Origin of the sequence: Actinomadura violacea (genome assembly GCF_017573465.1) — a bacterium.
Classification (GTDB): domain Bacteria; phylum Actinomycetota; class Actinomycetes; order Streptosporangiales; family Streptosporangiaceae; genus Spirillospora; species Spirillospora violacea.
Genome location: NZ_JAGEPF010000026.1, coordinates 140,451 through 158,059 on the forward strand (window position 1 = coordinate 140,451; position 17,609 = coordinate 158,059).

19 protein-coding genes and 1 riboswitch are annotated in these 17,609 nt (G+C 73.5%); of the genes, 10 read left to right on the forward strand and 9 right to left on the reverse strand.

The annotated features are described in order from the left end of the window. Positions 1–5 precede the first annotated feature (5 nt). Positions 6–812, forward strand: coding sequence for a methyltransferase domain-containing protein (locus J4709_RS37550; protein ID WP_208248290.1), 807 nt, complete (start codon positions 6–8; stop codon positions 810–812). Between the two features lie 32 nt (positions 813–844). On the opposite strand, the gene J4709_RS37555 is transcribed toward J4709_RS37550, so the two are convergent. Continuing rightward, positions 845–1,426: a TetR/AcrR family transcriptional regulator gene (locus tag J4709_RS37555; protein ID WP_208248293.1), complete on the reverse strand. Its 582-nt coding sequence runs from the start codon at positions 1,424–1,426 to the stop codon at positions 845–847. 89 nt (positions 1,427–1,515) lie between these two features. Here J4709_RS37555 and J4709_RS37560 point away from each other — a divergent pair, with 89 nt between their 5' ends. Beyond that, the gene (locus J4709_RS37560; protein WP_208248295.1) at positions 1,516–2,760 is read left to right on the forward strand and encodes an MFS transporter; all 1,245 of its coding nucleotides are present in this window, start codon (positions 1,516–1,518) and stop codon (positions 2,758–2,760) included. Here the strand turns inward: J4709_RS37560 and J4709_RS37565 are convergent. The 7 genes from J4709_RS37565 to J4709_RS37595 form a co-directional block, all read right to left on the reverse strand. Further along, positions 2,723–3,496, reverse strand: a complete 774-nt coding sequence (locus J4709_RS37565) for an SDR family oxidoreductase (protein WP_208248378.1) — start codon at positions 3,494–3,496, stop codon at positions 2,723–2,725. The genes J4709_RS37560 and J4709_RS37565 overlap by 38 nt on opposite strands. A 93-nt stretch (positions 3,497–3,589) precedes the next feature. Then, positions 3,590–3,829, reverse strand: a complete 240-nt coding sequence (locus J4709_RS37570; protein ID WP_232384636.1) for a hypothetical protein — start codon at positions 3,827–3,829, stop codon at positions 3,590–3,592. A 108-nt stretch (positions 3,830–3,937) separates the two neighbouring features. Then, positions 3,938–4,813 carry an RpnC/YadD family protein gene (locus J4709_RS37575; protein WP_208248297.1) on the reverse strand — a complete coding sequence of 292 codons (876 nt, stop codon included), beginning with the start codon at positions 4,811–4,813 and terminating at the stop codon, positions 3,938–3,940. Positions 4,814–4,900: 87 nt separating this feature from the next. After that, positions 4,901–6,556 carry an acetolactate synthase large subunit gene (locus tag J4709_RS37580; protein WP_208248298.1) on the reverse strand — a complete coding sequence of 552 codons (1,656 nt, stop codon included), beginning with the start codon at positions 6,554–6,556 and terminating at the stop codon, positions 4,901–4,903. Between the two features lie 169 nt (positions 6,557–6,725). After that, positions 6,726–7,745, reverse strand: a complete 1,020-nt coding sequence (locus J4709_RS37585; RefSeq protein WP_208248301.1) for an LLM class F420-dependent oxidoreductase — start codon at positions 7,743–7,745, stop codon at positions 6,726–6,728. Between the two features lie 174 nt (positions 7,746–7,919). Next, positions 7,920–8,120: a DUF397 domain-containing protein gene (locus J4709_RS37590; RefSeq protein WP_208248303.1), complete on the reverse strand. Its 201-nt coding sequence runs from the start codon at positions 8,118–8,120 to the stop codon at positions 7,920–7,922. Next, entirely contained in the window at positions 8,117–8,959 is an 843-nt protein-coding gene (locus J4709_RS37595; protein ID WP_208248305.1) for a helix-turn-helix domain-containing protein, read from the reverse strand. Before J4709_RS37595 ends, J4709_RS37590 begins: the two co-directional genes overlap by 4 nt. 194 nt (positions 8,960–9,153) lie before the next feature. Here J4709_RS37595 and J4709_RS37600 point away from each other — a divergent pair, with 194 nt between their 5' ends. Beyond that, positions 9,154–9,840 carry an ATP-binding protein gene (locus J4709_RS37600; RefSeq protein ID WP_307801894.1) on the forward strand — a complete coding sequence of 229 codons (687 nt, stop codon included), beginning with the start codon at positions 9,154–9,156 and terminating at the stop codon, positions 9,838–9,840. Here the strand turns inward: J4709_RS37600 and J4709_RS37605 are convergent. After that, positions 9,751–10,533, reverse strand: a complete 783-nt coding sequence (locus J4709_RS37605) for a TetR/AcrR family transcriptional regulator (protein ID WP_208248307.1) — start codon at positions 10,531–10,533, stop codon at positions 9,751–9,753. The genes J4709_RS37600 and J4709_RS37605 overlap by 90 nt on opposite strands. Before the next feature lie 116 nt (positions 10,534–10,649). Continuing rightward, positions 10,650–10,773, forward strand: a riboswitch (cobalamin riboswitch). Between the two features lie 137 nt (positions 10,774–10,910). Here J4709_RS37605 and J4709_RS37610 point away from each other — a divergent pair. The 7 genes from J4709_RS37610 (at position 10,911) to J4709_RS37640 (ending at position 17,564) form a co-directional block, all read left to right on the forward strand. After that, positions 10,911–12,854, forward strand: coding sequence for a putative cobaltochelatase (locus J4709_RS37610; protein WP_208248385.1), 1,944 nt, complete (start codon positions 10,911–10,913; stop codon positions 12,852–12,854). A gap of 77 nt (positions 12,855–12,931) precedes the next feature. After that, a complete protein-coding gene (gene cobO / locus J4709_RS37615; RefSeq protein ID WP_208248309.1) occupies positions 12,932–13,546 on the forward strand; it encodes a cob(I)yrinic acid a,c-diamide adenosyltransferase in 615 nt (204 codons plus the stop codon). After that, positions 13,540–14,910: a cobyrinic acid a,c-diamide synthase CobB gene (locus J4709_RS37620; protein ID WP_208248311.1), complete on the forward strand. Its 1,371-nt coding sequence runs from the start codon at positions 13,540–13,542 to the stop codon at positions 14,908–14,910. The genes cobO and J4709_RS37620 overlap by 7 nt, the downstream gene beginning before the upstream one ends. Positions 14,911–14,943: 33 nt before the next feature. Then, complete coding sequence (locus tag J4709_RS37625) at positions 14,944–15,519, forward strand: GNAT family N-acetyltransferase (protein ID WP_208248312.1); 576 nt, start codon at positions 14,944–14,946, stop codon at positions 15,517–15,519. A gap of 85 nt (positions 15,520–15,604) precedes the next feature. Continuing rightward, entirely contained in the window at positions 15,605–16,117 is a 513-nt protein-coding gene (locus tag J4709_RS37630) for a hypothetical protein (protein ID WP_208248314.1), read from the forward strand. Between the two features lie 2 nt (positions 16,118–16,119). Beyond that, positions 16,120–17,118, forward strand: a complete 999-nt coding sequence (locus tag J4709_RS37635; protein ID WP_208248316.1) for a hypothetical protein — start codon at positions 16,120–16,122, stop codon at positions 17,116–17,118. Continuing rightward, positions 17,115–17,564: a cobalamin biosynthesis protein gene (locus J4709_RS37640; RefSeq protein WP_208248318.1), complete on the forward strand. Its 450-nt coding sequence runs from the start codon at positions 17,115–17,117 to the stop codon at positions 17,562–17,564. The genes J4709_RS37635 and J4709_RS37640 overlap by 4 nt, the downstream gene beginning before the upstream one ends. Positions 17,565–17,609 lie beyond the last annotated feature (45 nt).

A 17,609-nucleotide genomic window follows, 5' to 3' on the forward strand; every position in this document is an offset into this window, starting at 1 on the left:
TCCCGATGTCCGCGAACGCGACCTACACCCACGGCCACAACGCGAACGTGCTGAGCGCGCACCAGTGGCGCACCGTCGAGAACTCCGCCGCGTACCTGATCCCGCATCTGCGCGCCGGAGCCTCCGTCCTGGACGTCGGCTGCGGCCCGGGCACCATCACCGCCGGCATGGCCGAGCGCGTCGCGCCCGGACGCGTCGTCGCCACCGACGCCGCCGAGGTCGTCCTGGCGGAGGCGCGCAGGAACGTCGAGGCCGCGGGCGCGGCCAACGTCGAGTTCGCCGTCGCCGACGTCCACGACCTGGACTTCCCGGACGGCACCTTCGACGTCGTCCACGCCCACCAGGTCCTGCAGCACATCGCCGACCCCGTCCGGGCGCTGGCCGAGATGCGCCGCGTCGCCAGGCCCGGCGGGATCGTCGCGGCCCGCGAGGCCGACTTCGGCACCATGATCTGGTACCCCGAACCCGCGGCCATGGCCCCCTGGATGCCCATCTACTACAAGGTGGCGCGCGGCAACGGCGGCGAGCCGGACGCCGGCCGGCGGCTGGTCTCCTGGGCGCGGCAGGCGGGGTTCACCGACGTCACCGCGTCCACCTCGAGCTGGTGCTACAGCACCCCCGAGGAGCGCGAGTGGTGGAGCGAGTCGTGGGGCGGCCGGATGCGCGACTCGTCCGTCGCGGAGACGGCCGTCGCCGGCGGGCACGCCACCCGAGAGGAACTGCAGCGCGTCTACGAGGGCTGGAAGGAGTGGGCCGCCGCCGAGGACGGCTGGTACTCCGTCACGCACGGCGAGATCATCTGCCGCGCCTGATCCAGGACGCGGTGACGGGGGCCGCGCCCCGGTCAGGCCCGCCCGTCGAGGTACTCCTCGGCCAGCGCGCGGGCGAACCGGGCGTCGGTCCCCGGGATCGCGAACACCACCCGGAAGTACAGCGGCGCCACCACCCGGTCGATGATCTCCTCGACCGGCGGCGGATCGGCCTCGCCGCCCGCCCGGGCCGCGGCGACGATCGCCTCCAGCGCGTCGTCCACCTGGCGCAGGCACTCGCGCAGGCCCGCCTTGCGCTCGTCGAGGTCGGCCGCGACCTCCGCGCGGAAGAACGCGATGCCGCCCGGGCGCGACAGGTGCGCCAGATCCCACTCCGCGTACGCCGCCAGGTCGGCGCGCAGGTCGCCGGTCGGCGGGGGAGGGGCGTCGGCGTCCAGCTCCTTGGCGGCCACCTCCGCGAGCAGCGCGGGCACGGTGTGCCAGCGCCGGTAGACCGTCGTCGGGTTGACCCCCGCGCGCGAGGCGACCAGCGGGATCGTGACCCGGTCGGCGCCGCGCTCGCAGATCAGCTCGGTGACCGCGCGGTGCACCGCGTCCCGGACGCGGGCGCTGCGCCCGCCGGGCCGCGCCGCCGCGGGACGGGTGCCGGTGCTCATGGCGCCAGGTTAACGCAATAATCTTTGCTTTAGGTCCGAGAGGCGAGTACGGTCTCTTAAAGCCAATATCTTTGCTTTAGGAGTTCGCCGTGACCACCGCCCTCCCGGCCGCCGATCCCGCCGCGCCGCCGCGCGCCCGCCGGCTGCCCCGGGCCGCCGCCTTCTGGACCCTCACCGCCACCCTCCTCGCCTTCATGGCCGCGGCCGCCGCACCATCCCCCCTCTACGTCGTCTACCAGGCCGAATGGAAGTTCTCGGCGACCACCCTCACCGTCGTCTTCGCCGTCTACGCCCTCGCGCTGCTCGCCGCCCTCGTCACCGTCGGCGCCCTGTCCGACCACATCGGCCGCCGCCCCGTGCTCGCCGCCGCACTCATCGCCCAGGTCGCCGCCATGCTGATGTTCGTCGCCGCGGACGGCGTCGGCTGGCTCATCGCCGCCCGCATCCTGCAGGGCCTCGCGACCGGCACCGCCACCGGCGCCATCAGCGCGGGCCTCGTCGACCTCCAGCCGCCGCACGACCAGCGCCTCGCGTCCCTGGTCAACAGCGCCACCCCCGGCATCGGCCTCGGCGCCGGCGCCCTCGGCTCCGGCCTGCTCGTCCAGTACGCGCCCGCGCCGACCACCCTCGTCTACTGGCTGCTCGCCGCGCTCTGCGCCCTCGCCGTCGCCGGCATCCTCGCCATGCCGGAGACGTCCGCCCGCCGCCCCGGCGCGCTCGCCTCCCTGCGCCCGCAGGTCAGCGTCCCGCGCGGCGCCCGCCGCACGTTCCTGCTGATCGTCCCCAGCCTGATCGCCACCTGGGGCGTCGTCGGCCTCTACATGTCGCTCGGCCCCTCGCTCGCCGCCGGCGTCCTCGGCGTCCGCAGCCACCTCGTCGGCGGGCTCGTCGTCTTCGCGCTGATGGCCGCCAGCGCCACCGCCGTCATCGCGACCGCCCCCCGCCGCCCCCGCCCCATGATGATCGGCGGCTCCATCGTCCTCGCCGCGGGCCTCGCCCTCACCCTCACCGCGCTCGCCACCACGTCCACGCCGCTGTTCTTCACCGCCACCGTCATCTCCGGCCTCGGCTTCGGCGCCGCGTTCCTCGGCGCCTTCCGCATCGCCGCGTCCCTCGCCGAACCCGCCCGCCGCGCCGCCCTCTTCGCGACCGTCTACACCCTCAGCTACCTCGCCTTCAGCCTCCCCGCCATCGCCGCCGGCATCGCCACCACCCACATCGGCCTGCGCGACACCGCCGACGTCTACGGCGGCGCCGTGATCGTCCTCGCCCTCCTCGCCGCCGGCGGCCTCCTCCTCAACCGCTCCACCGCCGGAAACCCCCCTCAGAGTTGATCACCTGCCCGGTGATCCACCGCCCCTCGTCCGACACCAGCCACCGCACCAGCCGCGCCACGTCGTCCGGCCGGCCCCACCGGCCGAACGGCAGCGCCCCCGCCACCCGCGCGGTCAGCTCCTCGTCCGCCCACCCCGTGTCCGTCGGCCCCGGATTGACCGCGTTGACCGTCACCCCCCGGTCGGCCAGCACGTCCGCCAGCGTCAACGTCATCTGGTGGATCGCGCCCTTGCTCACCGCGTACGGGATCTCCCGCCCCATCGGCCCGAGATGCTGCCCCGAGGTGAACAGCACGATCCGCCCGCCCGGCCGCGCGTCATCGTGGACCTCGGCGAACGCCTGGGCGAGCAGCACGCTCGCCCGGGCGTTGACCGCCCAGCACCGGTCCAGCTCGTCCGCCGTGACCTCCCCGAGCGTCTGCTCGGCGCTACGCGCATGGTTGGCCACCACCACGTCGACGGCCCCGAACACCTCCACCGCCCGCCGCACGACGAACCCAGGCGCGTCCGCCTCAGCGAAGTCCGCCGCGACATGGACCAACCGCGGCCCGACACCGCCGAGCGCTCCGAGCACCTCCTCGACCGGATCGGCTCCCCACGGCTGCTCCTCGTCATGCGGCGTCCACGAATGCACCAGCACGCTCGCTCCGGCGTCGAGCAGCTCCCGCGCCACCGCGAACCCGATCCCGGCCCGCCGCCCGACCCCGGTAACGACCGCGACCCGCCCCGCCAACATCCCACTCACCCAAAGAACCCCACCACACGAACCGGCCCCGCCCAACACAGGACGGAGCCGGATCATCACATCGGCGGCGCGGCGGCCAGGACGTCAGTCGAAGAGCTGCTCGGCGCGGTCGATGACGGCGGCCCGGCGGACCCAGCGTTCGAGCTGGTCGGTGTCGGTGCAGCCGGTGACACGTTCACGAACGGAGTCGGGGACGGAGAGACCGCGTGCATCGAGGACGAGAAGCACCGACTTGGCTTCCCCCTTGGCCTCGCCTTTCACCTCGCCTTCGGCGATGTGGGTCTTGGCGAAGTCCGACTGCCACTCGTAGCTCTTGATGTCCATGGTCCCTTCCCGCCAGAGCGACGCGCAGCAGACATGCACCGGACGCGGAGGTCCGATGGTGTCCGACCGGTGGCCGCCCCCGCTCGGCAGCGGGGACGGCCACCAGCGTCAGTCGAAGAGCTGCTCGGCGCGGTCGATGACGAGTGCTCGGTCGCCCCAGCGTTCGATCTGGTCGGTGTCGGTGCAGCTCGTGATGCGCTCGCGGATGTCGTCTGGGACGGCGATCCTGCGGTTGCTGAGGATGCGGAGCAGGAACCTGGCCTCGCCGATCGCCTCTCCCTCGGCGCGACCCTCGGCGAGTCCTTCGGCGATGTGCTTCTTGGCGAAGTCTGACTGCCACTCGTAGCCGGCTGTCTTCACGGTGTCCTCCAGGAGCTTGCGGGCGGCGTCGGAGAGCAGCGTCCTCAGGTAGTCATGGTACAGAGGGCCGGTGTCCCCGGTGAGGGTGTCGATGGCCGCGGCGACGGCGCTGACCACGGCGGATGCGTGCGGACCGTCGGCGTGCGCGGGGGCGCTGAGGACGGCGAGTTCGGGGATGCGGGCGGCTTCGGCGGGTTCGGTGATCGGGGGGAGCATTCCGGGGTGGACGGTCAGCGGCTTGAGCACCCACTTGGGGTGGCCCATGTCGATGGGGGCGGCGCACCTGCGGGCGCTGTTCTCGTCCGGGCAGAGGACGAGCAGCGTCGCCCCGCATTTGTGGCGTAGCCGGAGCAGCGCGATGTAGGCGGGCCAGCTGTACTGCTTGCCGCCGTCGAACCGCTGCTGTGACTCGACGATGACGCCGTGGGTGCGTTCTTCCCGGGTGTCGAACAGGACGGTGGCGTCGCATCGGAGTTCGGCAGGGTTCAGATCCGCGAAGGATTCGGACGTGATGCTGGGTTCACCGATGATGTCCAGGTCGAAGACGGTCCGCAGGATCGTGGGGACGAGCTGGGGCTGGTTGCGGACCATCTCCAGCGGCAGCTCGTGTGCGCTTGTTGGCATGGACCACAAGCTAAGGGTAATCGAACGGTCACGCTCCGCTCATGGTCTCGAATGGTTATTCGAGACCATGAGCGCGTTCGAGAGTGATCAGAAGGGGCCGGTCAGGTCGCCCAGCTTGTCCGTTAGCTGGAGGTTGTGGGAGTAGTCCACCGGGACGGTGATGACGGACACGGTGTCCTCGGCGAGGGCCTTGCGGAGGGTGGGGAGGAGCTCGGACGCGGATTCCACGCGGTAGCCGCGGGCGCCGAAGCTCTCGGCGTACTTGACGAAGTCGGGGTTGCCGAACTTGATGTTGGAGCTGGCGCCGATGTCGAGGTCCATCTTCCACTCGATCAGGCCGTAGGCGGAGTCGTCCCAGATCAGGACGGTGATCGGGATGTTCTCGCGGACGGCGGTCTCCAGTTCCTGGGAGTTCATCAGGAACGCGCCGTCGCCGGTGGCGGCCAGGACCCTGCGGTCGGGGTGGGCGAGCTTGGCGGCGATGGCGCCGGGGACGGAGAAGCCCATGGACGACAGGCCGTTGGAGACCAGCAGGGTGTTCGGCTCGTACGTCGGGTACATGCGGGCCATCCACATCTTCACCGCGCCGGTGTCGGCGAGGACGATGTCGGCGCGGCCCATGGCGGCGCGGACGTCGGCGACGATGCGGCGGGGCGAGAGGGGGAAGCCGTCCTCGGTGGCGGCCTCGGCGAGTTCCTCGCGGATCATCCGGCGGATCTTCTCGCCGGTGCCGTTGACGTCCCAGCGGCGGTGGACGCTGTCGCCGAGCGCGCGCAGGGTGCGGGAGATGTCGCCCTGGATCCCGACGGTGACGGGGTAGTGGTCGTCGACCTCGGCGGGCGACTGGTGGATGTGGATGATCTTCTTGTCGGCGTTCGGGTTGATCTTGACCGGGTCGAACTCCTGCAGCTCGTAGCCGACGGCGATGAGGACGTCGGCGTCGTCGAAGCCGAAATTCACATAGTCGTGGCGCATGAAGCCGACGGCGCCGAGGGCGTTGCGGTGGTCGTCGGGGAAGACGCCCTTGCCGTTGAAGGTGGTGGCGACGGGCAGGCCGAGGCGCTCGGAGAAGTGGATCAGCGCCTCGCTCGCGCGGTCGCGGGTGGCGCCGTGGCCGGCGAGGACGATCGGCTGCCGGGCGAGGGCGATCACGTCGGCGGCGCGGGCGATCTGCGACGGCGACGGCTCCTGCGGGCGGACGATGTTGACCGGCAGCGGCTTCAGCGCGCCGGCGACCTTCGCCGACTCGACGTCCTCGGGGATGGCGAGGTAGACGGCGCCGGGACGTTCGGTCTGCGCGGTCTTGAACGCCTTGCGGACCATCTCCGGCAGCGCCTCGGCGGTCGGCGCCAGCTCGGACCACTTGGTGATGGGGCGGAACAGCGACACCAGGTCGACGATCTGGTGCGACTCCTTGTAGATGCGGTCGAGGCCGACCTGCGCGGAGATCGCGACGACGGGGGTGCTGTTGGTGGTGGCGTCCGCGACGCCGAGCTGCAGGTTGATCGCGCCGGGGCCGAGGGTGGCGGAGGCGACGCCGGCCTTGCCGGTGAGGCGGCCGTAGATCTCGGCCATGAACGCGGCGCCCTGCTCGTGGCGGACGAGGATGTAGCGGATGGGGGAGTCGTTCAGGGCGTGGACGAAGTGGATGTTCTCCTCGCCGGGGATCCCGAACACGTACTCGACGCCTTCGGCCTCCAGGGTCCGGACGAGCAGCCGCGCGGCGTCTTCCTGCGTGGACATCGTGTGTCCCATCTCCAGTCTGTGATCTCCGGGTGCCTTCGGTGCAGCGCCCGGTTCGCCGCCTCCATTCCATCGTGTCGTGTGCGGTGGGTTACGGGTGACCCACCCGAAATGGGGAGGGGCGGCCCGGTGTGAACCGGACCGCCCCTCCTCAGGGGTGAGCTCGTGCTCAGCCGTCGGCCATGTCCTTGATGGCGCGCAGCGTCGGCTCGTCCTTCACCCCGGCGATCAGCACGGTGCTGACGGGGCTGTCGCGCCAGAGCTGGAGCCGCTCCTTGATCCGGCCGAGGGGGCCGAGCAGCGAGATCGAGTCGGCCAGCTCGTCGGGGACGGCCTTGATCGCCTCGGAGCGGCGGCCGTCGAGGAACAGCTCCTGCACGCGCTGCGCCTGCTCGGCGTAGCCGAGCCGGCCGATGAGGTCGAGGTGGAAGTTGCGGTCCTTGGCGCCCATCCCGCCGATGTAGAAGGCGAGGGGGATCTTGGCGAACTCCAGGGCGGAGGCCAGGTCGTCGGTGACGATCGTGGTGACGGTCGCGGCGATCTCGAAGCCGTCCGGGCGGCCGGCGAGCGAGGGGCCGAACACCGGCTCGATCTGCTCGGGGTCGACGAACAGCGGCAGCCAGCCCTGCGCGACCTCGGTGGACAGCGCGACGTTCTTCGGCCCCTCGGCGCCCAGGTAGACGGGGATCTCCGGGCGGACGGGGTGGACGATCGACTTCAGCGGCTTGCCGAGGCCGGCGCCGCCGGGGTACGGCAGCGGGTAGTGCGGGCCGTCGCTGGTCACCGGCTCCTCGCGGCGCCAGACCTGCCGGACGATGTCGAGGTACTCGCGGGTGCGGGCGAGCGGCTTGGGGAACGGCTGCCCGTACCAGCCCTCGACGACCTGGGGGCCGGACGCGCCGAGGCCGAGGATCACCCGGCCGCCGGACAGCGCGTCGAGGGTGAGGGCGTGCATCGCGGTGGCGGCGGGGGTGCGCGCCGACATCTGCACGACGGCGGTGCCGAGCTTGATCCGGGATGTGCGGGCGGCGTACCAGGCGAGCGGGGTGAACGCGTCGGAGCCGTAGGCCTCGGCGGTGAACACCGAGTCGTATCCGCAGCGCTCGGCGGCCAGCACCGTCTCGGTCTGGTCCTCGGGCTCGCTCTGCCAGTAGCCGACGTTGATGCCGAGCTTGAGTTCCGCGGTCACGATGCCATCCTCCGGTCGCGGGGCCGCGCCGCCGGGCCGGTGGCGCACGGCGATACTAGAACACGTTCTACTTTCCCGGGAAGCCCGGGGCCGCGGCACGGGGGAAGGGCCCGGCGGCGGGCGGGCGCGCCGGAGGGGCGCGGCGACGCGCGCCGCGGCCCTCCGGAGCCGTGCTCAGACCTCCCGGATGGAGTCGAGGAGGCCCTGCCATGCGTCCGGCGTCAGCACCAGGGCCGGGCCGCCGGGGTCCTTCGAATCGCGAACAGCGCGCAGATCGCTGGAGAGGGGGGCCACCTCGACGCACTGGTCGCCGCTCCCGCTGTGGGAGGACTTGCGCCAGGCGGCTCCGTTGAGTTCGCGCTGCAGGTTGGTCACTGGCTGCTCCTTGCTGCCTCGGCTATGAGGTGCGCGGATTCCTCGGGGGTAAGTGCGGCCGCCTCGATCAGATCGAAGCGGTCTCTGTGCTTTGCTATTGCCTCGCTGCTCTCAAGGTAAACGTCACCCATGGTCCCCTCTACGTAGGCGATATCGGGGTCTGCGGGGTCCGGATACGACAAAATGGTGAAACGTCCGTCAAGCCCCGCATGGCCCTCTTGTGCGTACGGAAGTACCTGAACGGTCACCGTTGGGCGGTTCACCGCGGCCACCAGATGCTCCAGCTGCGCGCGCATCACGTCCCGGCCGCCGATCTGCCGGTACAGCACCGCCTCGTCGAAGATCACCTGCAGGCGGGGCGCGGTGTCGCGGTCGAGCAGCGCCTGCCGGATCTTGCGGGCGGCGATCCGGCGCTCGACGTCCTCCTCCGCCGGCAGCAGCCGGCCCGCCCTGATCACGGCGCGGGAGTAGTCCTCGGTCTGCAGCAGCCCGTGGATGAGCTGCGGGTCCCAGGTGCGGATGTGCGACGCCTCGTCCTCCAGGGCGACGTAGCTGCCCGCGAAGACGTCCTGGTAGGCCGTCCACCAGCCGCGCTGGCCGGCCTGCCGGGCCAGCGTGATCAGCGCGTCGCGGTCGGGGCTCGGCACGCCGTAGAGGTCGAGGATGTCGGCGATGTCGCCGGGCCGCGGGCGGGTCTGGCTGGTCTCCAGCCGGGAGACGGTGGCCCGGGACCAGTCGAGCCGGTCCGCGACCTCCTGCAGCGTCAGACCCTGCTCTTCGCGCAGCTTGCGCAGTTCCCGCGCCAGGCGGCGGCCACGAACGGTGGGGCGGTACGTCATGGGAGCGAAGTCTCGCCGCTCTCGGGCCGCGCCACAACGCGATTGGCGAACCCGGCACGAAGGGCAGGGCAATTCCGTGAAGGCGCTTGCGAACGTGAGAATCTCACGAGAGTCTTGAATGCGTGACTGCTCGGGGACCGATAGTGACGGCGAACGGACCGCGCGCCCGGGCAGGCGGCCCGCGGGAGGCACCCGTGAAGACCCCGCCCGAGACCACCGACGCGAGCCCGTGCGCGACGCGGCACACCGCCGGTCCGCACGCCGGGCACGACCGGACGGCCGCCGACCTCGCGGCGGCGCCCCCGGGCCCCGCCGGCGATCCGGCGGCCGATCTCGCCGCCGCCACCATGGCCGACGCGATGGCCGCCGGGGCCGCGCGCGGGCCCGCCGGCGCCAGGCCCGGCTGGGTGTGGGCGCTGCCGGGCGGACCCGGCTGCGCCGGCCATGCCCGCCGCGTGCTGCGCGACGCGCTCGCCACGCTCGGCGTGCTGGACGAGGCGATCGGCGACGCCCAGCTGATGGTGAGCGAGCTGGCCACCAACGCCCACCAGCACGCGGGCGACCACGGCCCGCACGAGCTGTGGCTCTACCTCGGCGACCCCGCCGGCCCGGACGCCCGTCCCCCGGGCGCCCCGGCGGGTGCGGCCGGCGCGGAGGTGCGGTGCGCCGTCTTCGACGCCTACCTCGACGCGTCGCTGCCCGGCTACTCGTGGACGTCCGGCGACTGCGGGCGCGGGCTCAGCATCGTCCGCGAACTGTCGCGGGGCCGCTGGGGCATGCTGCGGACGCTGTCACGGCTCGGCCCGGGCGTCCGCGGGAAGGCCGTCTGGTTCGCCGTTCCCGTGCGCGGCGGCGTGCAGCAGCCGGTCCCCGGCTTCTAGGCGCTCCCCGGCCGGCTCCTCCCGGGCCTCCAGCGCGGGGGCGATGTCGGTGACCATCGACAGCAGCGACCTGGTCAGCAGCGTCTGCACCTGCGCGCGGTCGAGGGTCCGCTCCTGGAGCCACTGCCGCGTCGCCGCGTCCGCGAGCCCGGAGTAGATCCGCAGGACGGCCCGCAGCGTCTCGGTCGGCGCGGGCAGGCGCAGCACGGCGAGCATGTGCTCGACGGTCCGGTCGCGGAACCGGTTGACGATGTCCAGCAGTTCCGGGTCCTGGCCGAAGCCCTCCGCGTCCAGCGCGGCGAACCAGGTCGTGGCGTTCCGCTCGGCGGTGTCGAGGAACAGGTTCACGCACAGTTCGACCGTCTCGGGCAGCGTCATCCGCTCGTCCGGCGGCGGCGCCTGCACCGCCGCGGTGGCCGTCAGACCCTGGACGACCTTGAGGAACAGCTCGCGCTTGGTGCCGAAGTAGTAGTGGATGAGGCCGCGCTGGACGCCCGCCTCGCGGGCGATCGCCGCTGTGGCCACCTCCGCGTAGGGGAGTTCGGTGAACATCCGGCGCGCGACGTCGAGGATCTGGTCGCGCCGCTCGTCGCGCGGCAGGCGCTGGTAGCGGGCCTTCGGGCCCCTGGTGCCGCCGGGGCGCGGCGTCGCGGCTCCGGCGGCCTCGCCGCGCGGGGCTGCGCGTCGCTCCATACCGACCAGTAGACCATCTGATTGGCGTATCGCCAACATTGATCGGCGCTCCGCCGATAGAAGCCGGGGTCGAGCGCGCCCGGCCGGTGTGCGATCCTGGGCGGGCGACGGACGCGGAGGAACCCGGTGCGAATCCGGGGCTGTCCCGCAACTGTGACCAGGGGAGCGCCCCTCGAAGAGGCCACGGCACACGGTGCTGGAAGGCCGGGGGAGCGCGGTGATCCGGGAGCCAGGAGACTCCGGCCGTCGGACAGGCACCGCCACGGGCGTGGACACCCGAGGAAGGATGACGACACGTGCGACCTGCGTCGAAGACGGGCGCCGGCCGGCCGGAGCGGCGCGCCCGCGCGCGCTACCCCTTCTCCGCCGTCGTCGGAATGGCCGATCTGAAGCTCGCCCTGCTGATCAACGCGGTGTCGCCGGGCGTCGGCGGCGTGCTGGTCCGCGGCGAGAAGGGCACCGCGAAGTCGACGATCGTGCGCGCGCTGGCCGGGCTGCTGCCGCCCGCGCCGGTCGTGCCGGGCTGCCGGTTCTCCTGCGATCCGGCCGATCCCGACCCCGCGTGCCCGGACGGCCCGCACGCCGCGGGCGAGGCGGAGGAGCGGGCGGCGCGGCTGGTGGAGCTGCCGGTGGGCGCGTCCGAGGACCGGCTCACCGGCTCGCTGGACATCGAGCGCGCGCTCACCGAGGGCGTCAAGGCGTTCGAGCCGGGCCTGCTGGCGGCGGCGCACCGCGGCGTCCTGTACGTCGACGAGGTCAACCTGCTCCATGACCACCTGGTCGACCTGCTGCTGGACGCGGCCGCGATGGGCGAGTCGTACGTGGAGCGCGAGGGCGTCTCGATCCGGCACGCGGCCCGGTTCCTGCTGGTCGGGACGATGAACCCGGAGGAGGGCGAGCTGCGCCCGCAGCTGCTCGACCGGTTCGGCCTGACCGTCGAGGTCGCCGCGACCCGCGACCCGGCCGAGCGCGCCGAGGTCGTCCGGCGGCGGCTGCGGTTCGAGGACGACCCCGACGGCTTCGCCGCGGCGTTCACCGCGGACGAGGCGGACCTCGCCGACCGGATCGCCGCCGCCCGCCGCCGGCTGCCCGGCGTGGAGCTGACCGACGCCGCGCTCCGCCAGATCACCGCCGTGTGCGCGTCGTTCGAGGTGGACGGCCTGCGCGCCGACCTGGTGACGGCGCGGGCCGCGATCGCGCTGGCCGCCTGGCACGGCCGCGACGCGGTGACCGCCGACGACGTGCGGACGGCCGCCCGGCTGGCGCTGCCGCACCGGCGCCGCCGCGACCCGTTCGACGCGCCGGGACTGGACCGGCAGAAGCTCGACGACGTCCTCGACGAACACGGCGAAGACCCCGAACCGCCTGATGACCAGGGGCCTCCCGACGATGACGGGCCCGGCGGGCCGGACGGCGGAGGCGGCGGCCTTCCCGACGGCGCCGCCGAGGACGCGCACGTCCCTCCGCCGGCCGAGTCGTCCGAGTCGTCCGATCCGAGCGGCGGTTCGGGGCGGGCGGGCGAGAGCGAGCCGGCGCCGGCGGACGCGGCCTACAAGCCGCGCCTCTTCACCGTCCCCGGCCTGGGGAACGGTGCGCCGGGGCGGCGTTCTAAGGCGCGCAGCCCGTACGGACGCGTGTCGGGGGCTCGCCCGGGGGCGCGCGGGCTGCACCTCACGGCGACGCTCCGCGCGGCGGCGCCGCACCAGCACGCCCGTGGACGCACCGGTTCCGGCCTTGTCGTCCAACCCGAAGACCTTCGCGAGGCGGTCCGCGACGGACGGGAGGGCAATCTCGTCCTGTTCGTGGTGGACGCCAGCGGTTCCATGGCGGCGCGCAAGCGGATGCGCGCGGTGAAGGGCGCCGTCCTGAGCCTTCTCCTCGACGCCTACCAGCGGCGCGACAAGGTCGGCCTCGTCACCTTCCGCGGCAAGGACGCGGAACTCGCGCTGCCGCCCACCTCGTCGGTGGAGGCCGGGGCACGCCGCCTCGACGCGCTGCCGACCGGGGGCCGCACGCCGCTGTCCGCCGGGCTGGTGCGGGCCGCCGAGGTGCTGCGGGTCGAGCGGCTGCGCGACCCGGCCCGCCGCCCGCTGCTGGTCGTGGTGACCGACGGCCGCGCCACCCACGGCCCCGACCCGTCCGCGGCGGCGGGGCTGCTCGCCGGCGTCGCGTCGGTGGTCGTCGACTGCGAGTCCGGGCCGGTGCGGCTCGGCCTCGCCGCCGCGCTCGGCGCCCGGCTCGGCGCCGAGGTCGTCCGGCTCGACCGCCTCGCCGCCGACGCGCTCGCCGGCGTCGTCCGCGACGCGCGGAACGTCGCGTGATCGCGGAACATCGCGTGACCGCCGGGACCGAGTGACCGCCGGGGAATCCGCCGCCGAACCAGGAAGCAGGGGCCGAGATGCCGCAGGGCAAGCCGGAGTACGTGCCGGACGACGGGCTCACCACCAGGCAGCGCCGCAACCGGCCGCTGGTGATGGTGCACACCGGACCGGGCAAGGGGAAGTCGACGGCCGCGTTCGGGCTCGCGCTGCGGGCCTGGAACCAGGGCTGGCCGATCGGGGTGTTCCAGTTCGTCAAGTCGGCGAAGTGGCGGATCGGCGAGGAGAACGCGCTGCTCGCGCTCGGCCGCCTGCACGACCAGACCGGCGAAGGGGGGCCGGTGTTCTGGAACAAGATGGGCGAGGGCTGGTCGTGGATCCAGCGTCCCGGCACCGAGGCCGATCACGAGGCCGACGCCCGCGAGGGCTGGGAGCAGATCAAGCGCGACCTGGCCGCCGAGACGTACCGCCTGTACGTGCTCGATGAGTTCACCTACCCGATCAAGTGGGGGTGGGTCGACGCCGACGACGTGGTCGCCGCGCTCGCGGACCGGCCCGGCAACCAGCACGTGGTGATCACCGGCCGGGACGCCGACCCGCGGCTGATCGGGGCCGCCGACCTGGTCACCGAGATGGGCAAGGTCAAGCATCCGATGGACGCCGGCCAGAAGGGGCAGAAGGGCATCGAGTGGTGACCGTCCCCCGGCTCGTCGTCGCCGCGCCCTCGTCGGGCAGCGGCAAGACGACCGTGGCCACCGGGCTGATGGCCGCGTTCGCGGCGCGCGGCCTGCGGGTCTCCCCGCACAAGGTGGGGCCCGACTACATCGACCCCGGCTACCACGCGCTCGCGACGGGCCGCCCCGGCCGGAACCTCGATCCCTGGCTGACGTCCGAGGACCTGGTCGCGCCGCTGTTCCTGCACGGCGCGCAGGACGCGGACATTGCGGTCGTCGAGGGCGTCATGGGCCTGTACGACGGCGCGGCCGGGCTCGGGGCGCCCGACTCGGCCGGGGGAGGGGACTACGCGTCCACCGCGCACGTCGCGACGCTCCTGGACGCGCCGGTCGTGCTGGTCGTGGACGCGTCCGCCGCCGCCGGACGGTCCGTCGCGGCGCTGGTCCACGGGTTCCGGTCGTTCGGGACGGTCCGCGTCGGCGGCGTCGTCCTGAACCGGCTCGGCTCCGACGGCCACGAGCGCATGTGCCGGGACGCCGTCGAGGAACTCGGGCTGCCCGTTCTGGGCGCGCTGCGCCGCACCGACGACGCCGCGACGCCGTCCCGGCACCTCGGGCTGGTCCCGGCGGCCGAACGCAACGCGGAGGCGGTGGACACCGTCCGGCGGCTGGGCGACCTGGTCGCCGCGTCGTGTGATCTAGACGCCCTGCTAGCACTGGCCCACGAGGCGCCCGAGTTGGACGCCGCGCCCTGGAACCCGTCCGAGGCCGTGCCGGAGAAGCATGCCGGAAGGCCACGGATCGCGGTGGCGGGTGGCCCGGCCTTCACGTTCGGCTATGCCGAGAACGAGGAACTGCTAGAAGCGGCCGGCGCGGAGGTCGTCAGGTTCGATCCCCTACAGGACGACGGCCTGCCCGACGGCACGCGCGGCGTCGTCATAGGCGGAGGCTTCCCCGAGGTCTATGCGGCGCAACTGTCGTCGAACGAGCGGCTGCGTACGGAACTGGCGGCGTTCGCGAATGCGTCCCGCCCCGTGTACGCCGAATGCGCCGGACTCCTGTACCTCGCACAGGAACTCGACGGTGCGCCCATGTGCGGTGTGCTGAATGGCGCCAGAGCGGCCATGGCCCCGCGGCTGACGCTGGGTTATCGTGCCGCGGTGGCGGTGGCCGACTCGGTCGTCGCGCGCGCGGGCGAACGGGTGCACGGGCATGAGTTCCACCGCACGGTGACGGACCCCGTCCACGGGGAGACCGCCGCCTGGCAGTGGTCCGCGTCCGGCCCGGCCGGCTTCGTGCGGGGCGGCTGCGTCGCGTCCTACCTCCATGTGCACTGGGCCGGATCGCCCTGGTTCGCCAGCCGGATGGTCGCGGCCTGCCTGTGACGGGCTGCCTTGAGGGGCGTGGAGGGGAGCGGTGTGGACGTCTTCACCGGGAGCGTGCGCCTGGAGACCGGGCGGCTCGTCCTGCGGCCGTTCGGGCTCGACGACGCGCCCGCCCTGATCGAGGTGATCCGTGCCGGCGAGGACTTCCTTCCGCCGAACTTCCCGGACGCGCTGGAGGCCGAGCCGCTCGCCTGGTTCCTGCGCGAGGGCGTCCACAAGGTGCAGCGCTTCGGCCTCGGCATCCATCTGGCCGTGACCGACCGCGATACAGGCGGCCTCATCGGGACCATAGGGCTGTTCAAAGTCGACTGGGCGCAACTGACCTGCGAGGTCGGCTACGGGATGCGGTCAAGCGCGCGCGGGCGCGGGTACGCGACCGAGGCCCTCACCTTGGTCTCGGACTGGGCGCTGCGGTCCTGCGGCCTCTTCCGCATCGAGCTGCGGGCGCTCACCACCAACCACGCCTCGATCCGGGTCGCGGAGAAGGCGGGCTACGTGCGCGAAGGAGTCGCGCGGGGCGCCGAGCGCGACGCCGACGGCGTCAACCAGGACATGGTCGTCTTCAGCCGCATCGCCTCCGATCTCCGGCAGGGCGGCCCGGCATGCTGACCGATCCGGGGGCGCGCGGCGCGCCGTGTCCCGGCACGGGCGCGGCCTCCGGGAGGCTCGACGCCCACGACCAGAAGGGACGGGCATGACCGGGAGACAGGCGACGGAGACGCGAACGGGGGCGTGGGCGGTGCACCGGACGCTGGTGATGCACGGCGCGGACGCGGCGGACGCCGCCCGCCGGATGCTGCCGAAACTGCCGGACGACTGCTTCGTCCCCGCCGGGCTCGACGCGCTGCGCAGCGCGGTCGGGGAGGGGCTCGCGCAGGTCGTGCTGGTGTCCGGCGTGGCGGAGCAGGCCGCGATCGCGGGCGGTGTCCCCGTCCTCGCCGCGATCACCGCGGACATGGACGGCGGCCCGGCGCTGGCGGCCGAGGTGCAGGCGGCCGGGACGCCGCAGGCCGCCTACGAGCTGTGGGAGGCCGCCGGGCGGCTCGGCCCGTGCGGGCGGGAGCTGTGCCGCCGCACCGCCGGCGAGCTGGAGCGCCTCGCCGCCGAGGCGGCCGGAACGGCGGCGAGCCCGGTGGCGGCGCAGGTCGTCCTGGTCGACGCGAAGGGAGAGCGCATGGTGGGGATGTTCGGGCGGATGGCGCGGTAGCCGTGCTCACGGTCAGCGGCCGCGACGGCGCGCCGCGCTCCGGGACGGCGCTGGCGGCACGGGCGTTCGCGCTGGCGGGCGTGTCCGGGGACGACGCGCTGGTCGTCTCCGCCGAGGAGTTCCGGCGCGCGGCGAACGTCTGCCGCGCGCATCCCAAGGTCGCCGTCCTGACCGTCCCCGGCGCGGGACCGGCCGAACTGGGGCGCGCGCTCTTCCCGCAGACGCCGCGTTCGTTCGTCGTATGCGAGGACGTGGACGGGCCCGCCGAGCGCGTCGTCCACGTCCGTCCGGCCGAGGCGACGACGCGGCCGTGGAACAAGCCGGACGTGGTCCTGGTCATGGACAACCGGAGCGAGGTGGACGCGGCCACATGGATCGCGGGCCCCGCCCTAAGGGAACCGACCTGGGCGCTGCCTCAGGAAGCGTTCGGTGGCGAACCCGTTCTCACGCCGGAGGCGCGTGCGTTCGCCTTGGCCAAACTGGGGCCGCGCATAGGGGACATGGTGTGGGACATCGGTTCCGGTGACGGCTCGATGGCGATCGAATGCGCCCGGTTCGGCGCGGCGGCCGTCGCTCTCGACCGCGACGGCTCCGTCTGCGTCCGGCTGAGGGAGAACGTCCGCAGGCACGGCGTCCGGGTGGCGGTGTCGCGCGGCGAGATCGGCACGGTCATCGATCATCTGCCGGTCCCCGACGCCGTCTTCCTGGCGGGCGCGTCCCCGGAGGTGCTCGCAACCTGCGCGTCGCAGGCGCTGCACCGCCTCGTCGCCACGGCCTCTGAGGGCGCGTCCCCCGCGCTCATGGACGTCCTTGCAGGTCATGGCTTCGCGGCCGGCGCCACGACCCTCCAAGCGGTGCCGCTCGACGGCGCCGCCGATCCGCCGCCGCCGATCACCCTCGTCTGGGCCGAACGCCCCGCCCCCGCCTCCGGACGGCCGGCCGCGAAGCGGATCAGGAGCGTCGAGACCCTCCCGCCCCCGCCCGGCCGCCCGGTCCTGTGACCCTGGTCATCGGCGTCGGCGCGTCCAGCCGGTCGGACGCGCGCGAGATCGGCGCGCTGATCGCCGCCGTCCTGGACCGCGACGACCTGCGCGGCGAGGACGTCGCGTGCGTGGCGACCGCGGCGGCCCGCGCCGGCACCGGCCATGTCCGCGATGCCGCCGAAATGCTCGGATTTCATCTCGTCACCTACCCTGTGGACGTGCTGGCAGAGGTGGCGGTGCCGAACCCGGAGGAGGGCGTACGGGCCCGGACCGGGACGGCGAGCGTCGCCGAGGCGGCGGCCCTGCACGGGGCCCGCGCGCTCGGCGGCGCCCTGCCCGCGCCCGGCGGCGGACCGTCGGCACCCGGCGGCGGGGCCCGGCTCGTCGTGCCGAAGCGCACGGCGGCGCGCGCCACGGCGGCGGTCGCCCGGATCACCGGCGAACCCGGTGAAGCCGGGTCATAGCGCCCGGCGACCCGTGAAACCCTGGTGCCCGACGACAACCCCCGG

Bases quoted from the DNA above. Each gene is read 5' to 3' on its own strand.
- J4709_RS37550 (WP_208248290.1), top strand. From the start codon at position 6: ATGTCCGCGAACGCGACCTACACCCACGGCCACAACGCGAACGTGCTG.
- J4709_RS37555 (WP_208248293.1), bottom strand. From the start codon at position 1,426: ATGAGCACCGGCACCCGTCCCGCGGCGGCGCGGCCCGGCGGGCGCAGC.
- J4709_RS37565 (WP_208248378.1), bottom strand. From the start codon at position 3,496: ATGTTGGCGGGGCGGGTCGCGGTCGTTACCGGGGTCGGGCGGCGGGCC.
- J4709_RS37570 (WP_232384636.1), bottom strand. From the start codon at position 3,829: ATGGACATCAAGAGCTACGAGTGGCAGTCGGACTTCGCCAAGACCCAC.
- J4709_RS37575 (WP_208248297.1), bottom strand. From the start codon at position 4,813: ATGCCAACAAGCGCACACGAGCTGCCGCTGGAGATGGTCCGCAACCAG.
- J4709_RS37580 (WP_208248298.1), bottom strand. From the start codon at position 6,556: ATGTCCACGCAGGAAGACGCCGCGCGGCTGCTCGTCCGGACCCTGGAG.
- J4709_RS37595 (WP_208248305.1), bottom strand. From the start codon at position 8,959: ATGACGTACCGCCCCACCGTTCGTGGCCGCCGCCTGGCGCGGGAACTG.
- J4709_RS37605 (WP_208248307.1), bottom strand. From the start codon at position 10,533: ATGGAGCGACGCGCAGCCCCGCGCGGCGAGGCCGCCGGAGCCGCGACG.
- J4709_RS37610 (WP_208248385.1), top strand. From the start codon at position 10,911: ATGGCCGATCTGAAGCTCGCCCTGCTGATCAACGCGGTGTCGCCGGGC.
- cobO (WP_208248309.1), top strand. From the start codon at position 12,932: ATGCCGCAGGGCAAGCCGGAGTACGTGCCGGACGACGGGCTCACCACC.
- J4709_RS37630 (WP_208248314.1), top strand. From the start codon at position 15,605: ATGACCGGGAGACAGGCGACGGAGACGCGAACGGGGGCGTGGGCGGTG.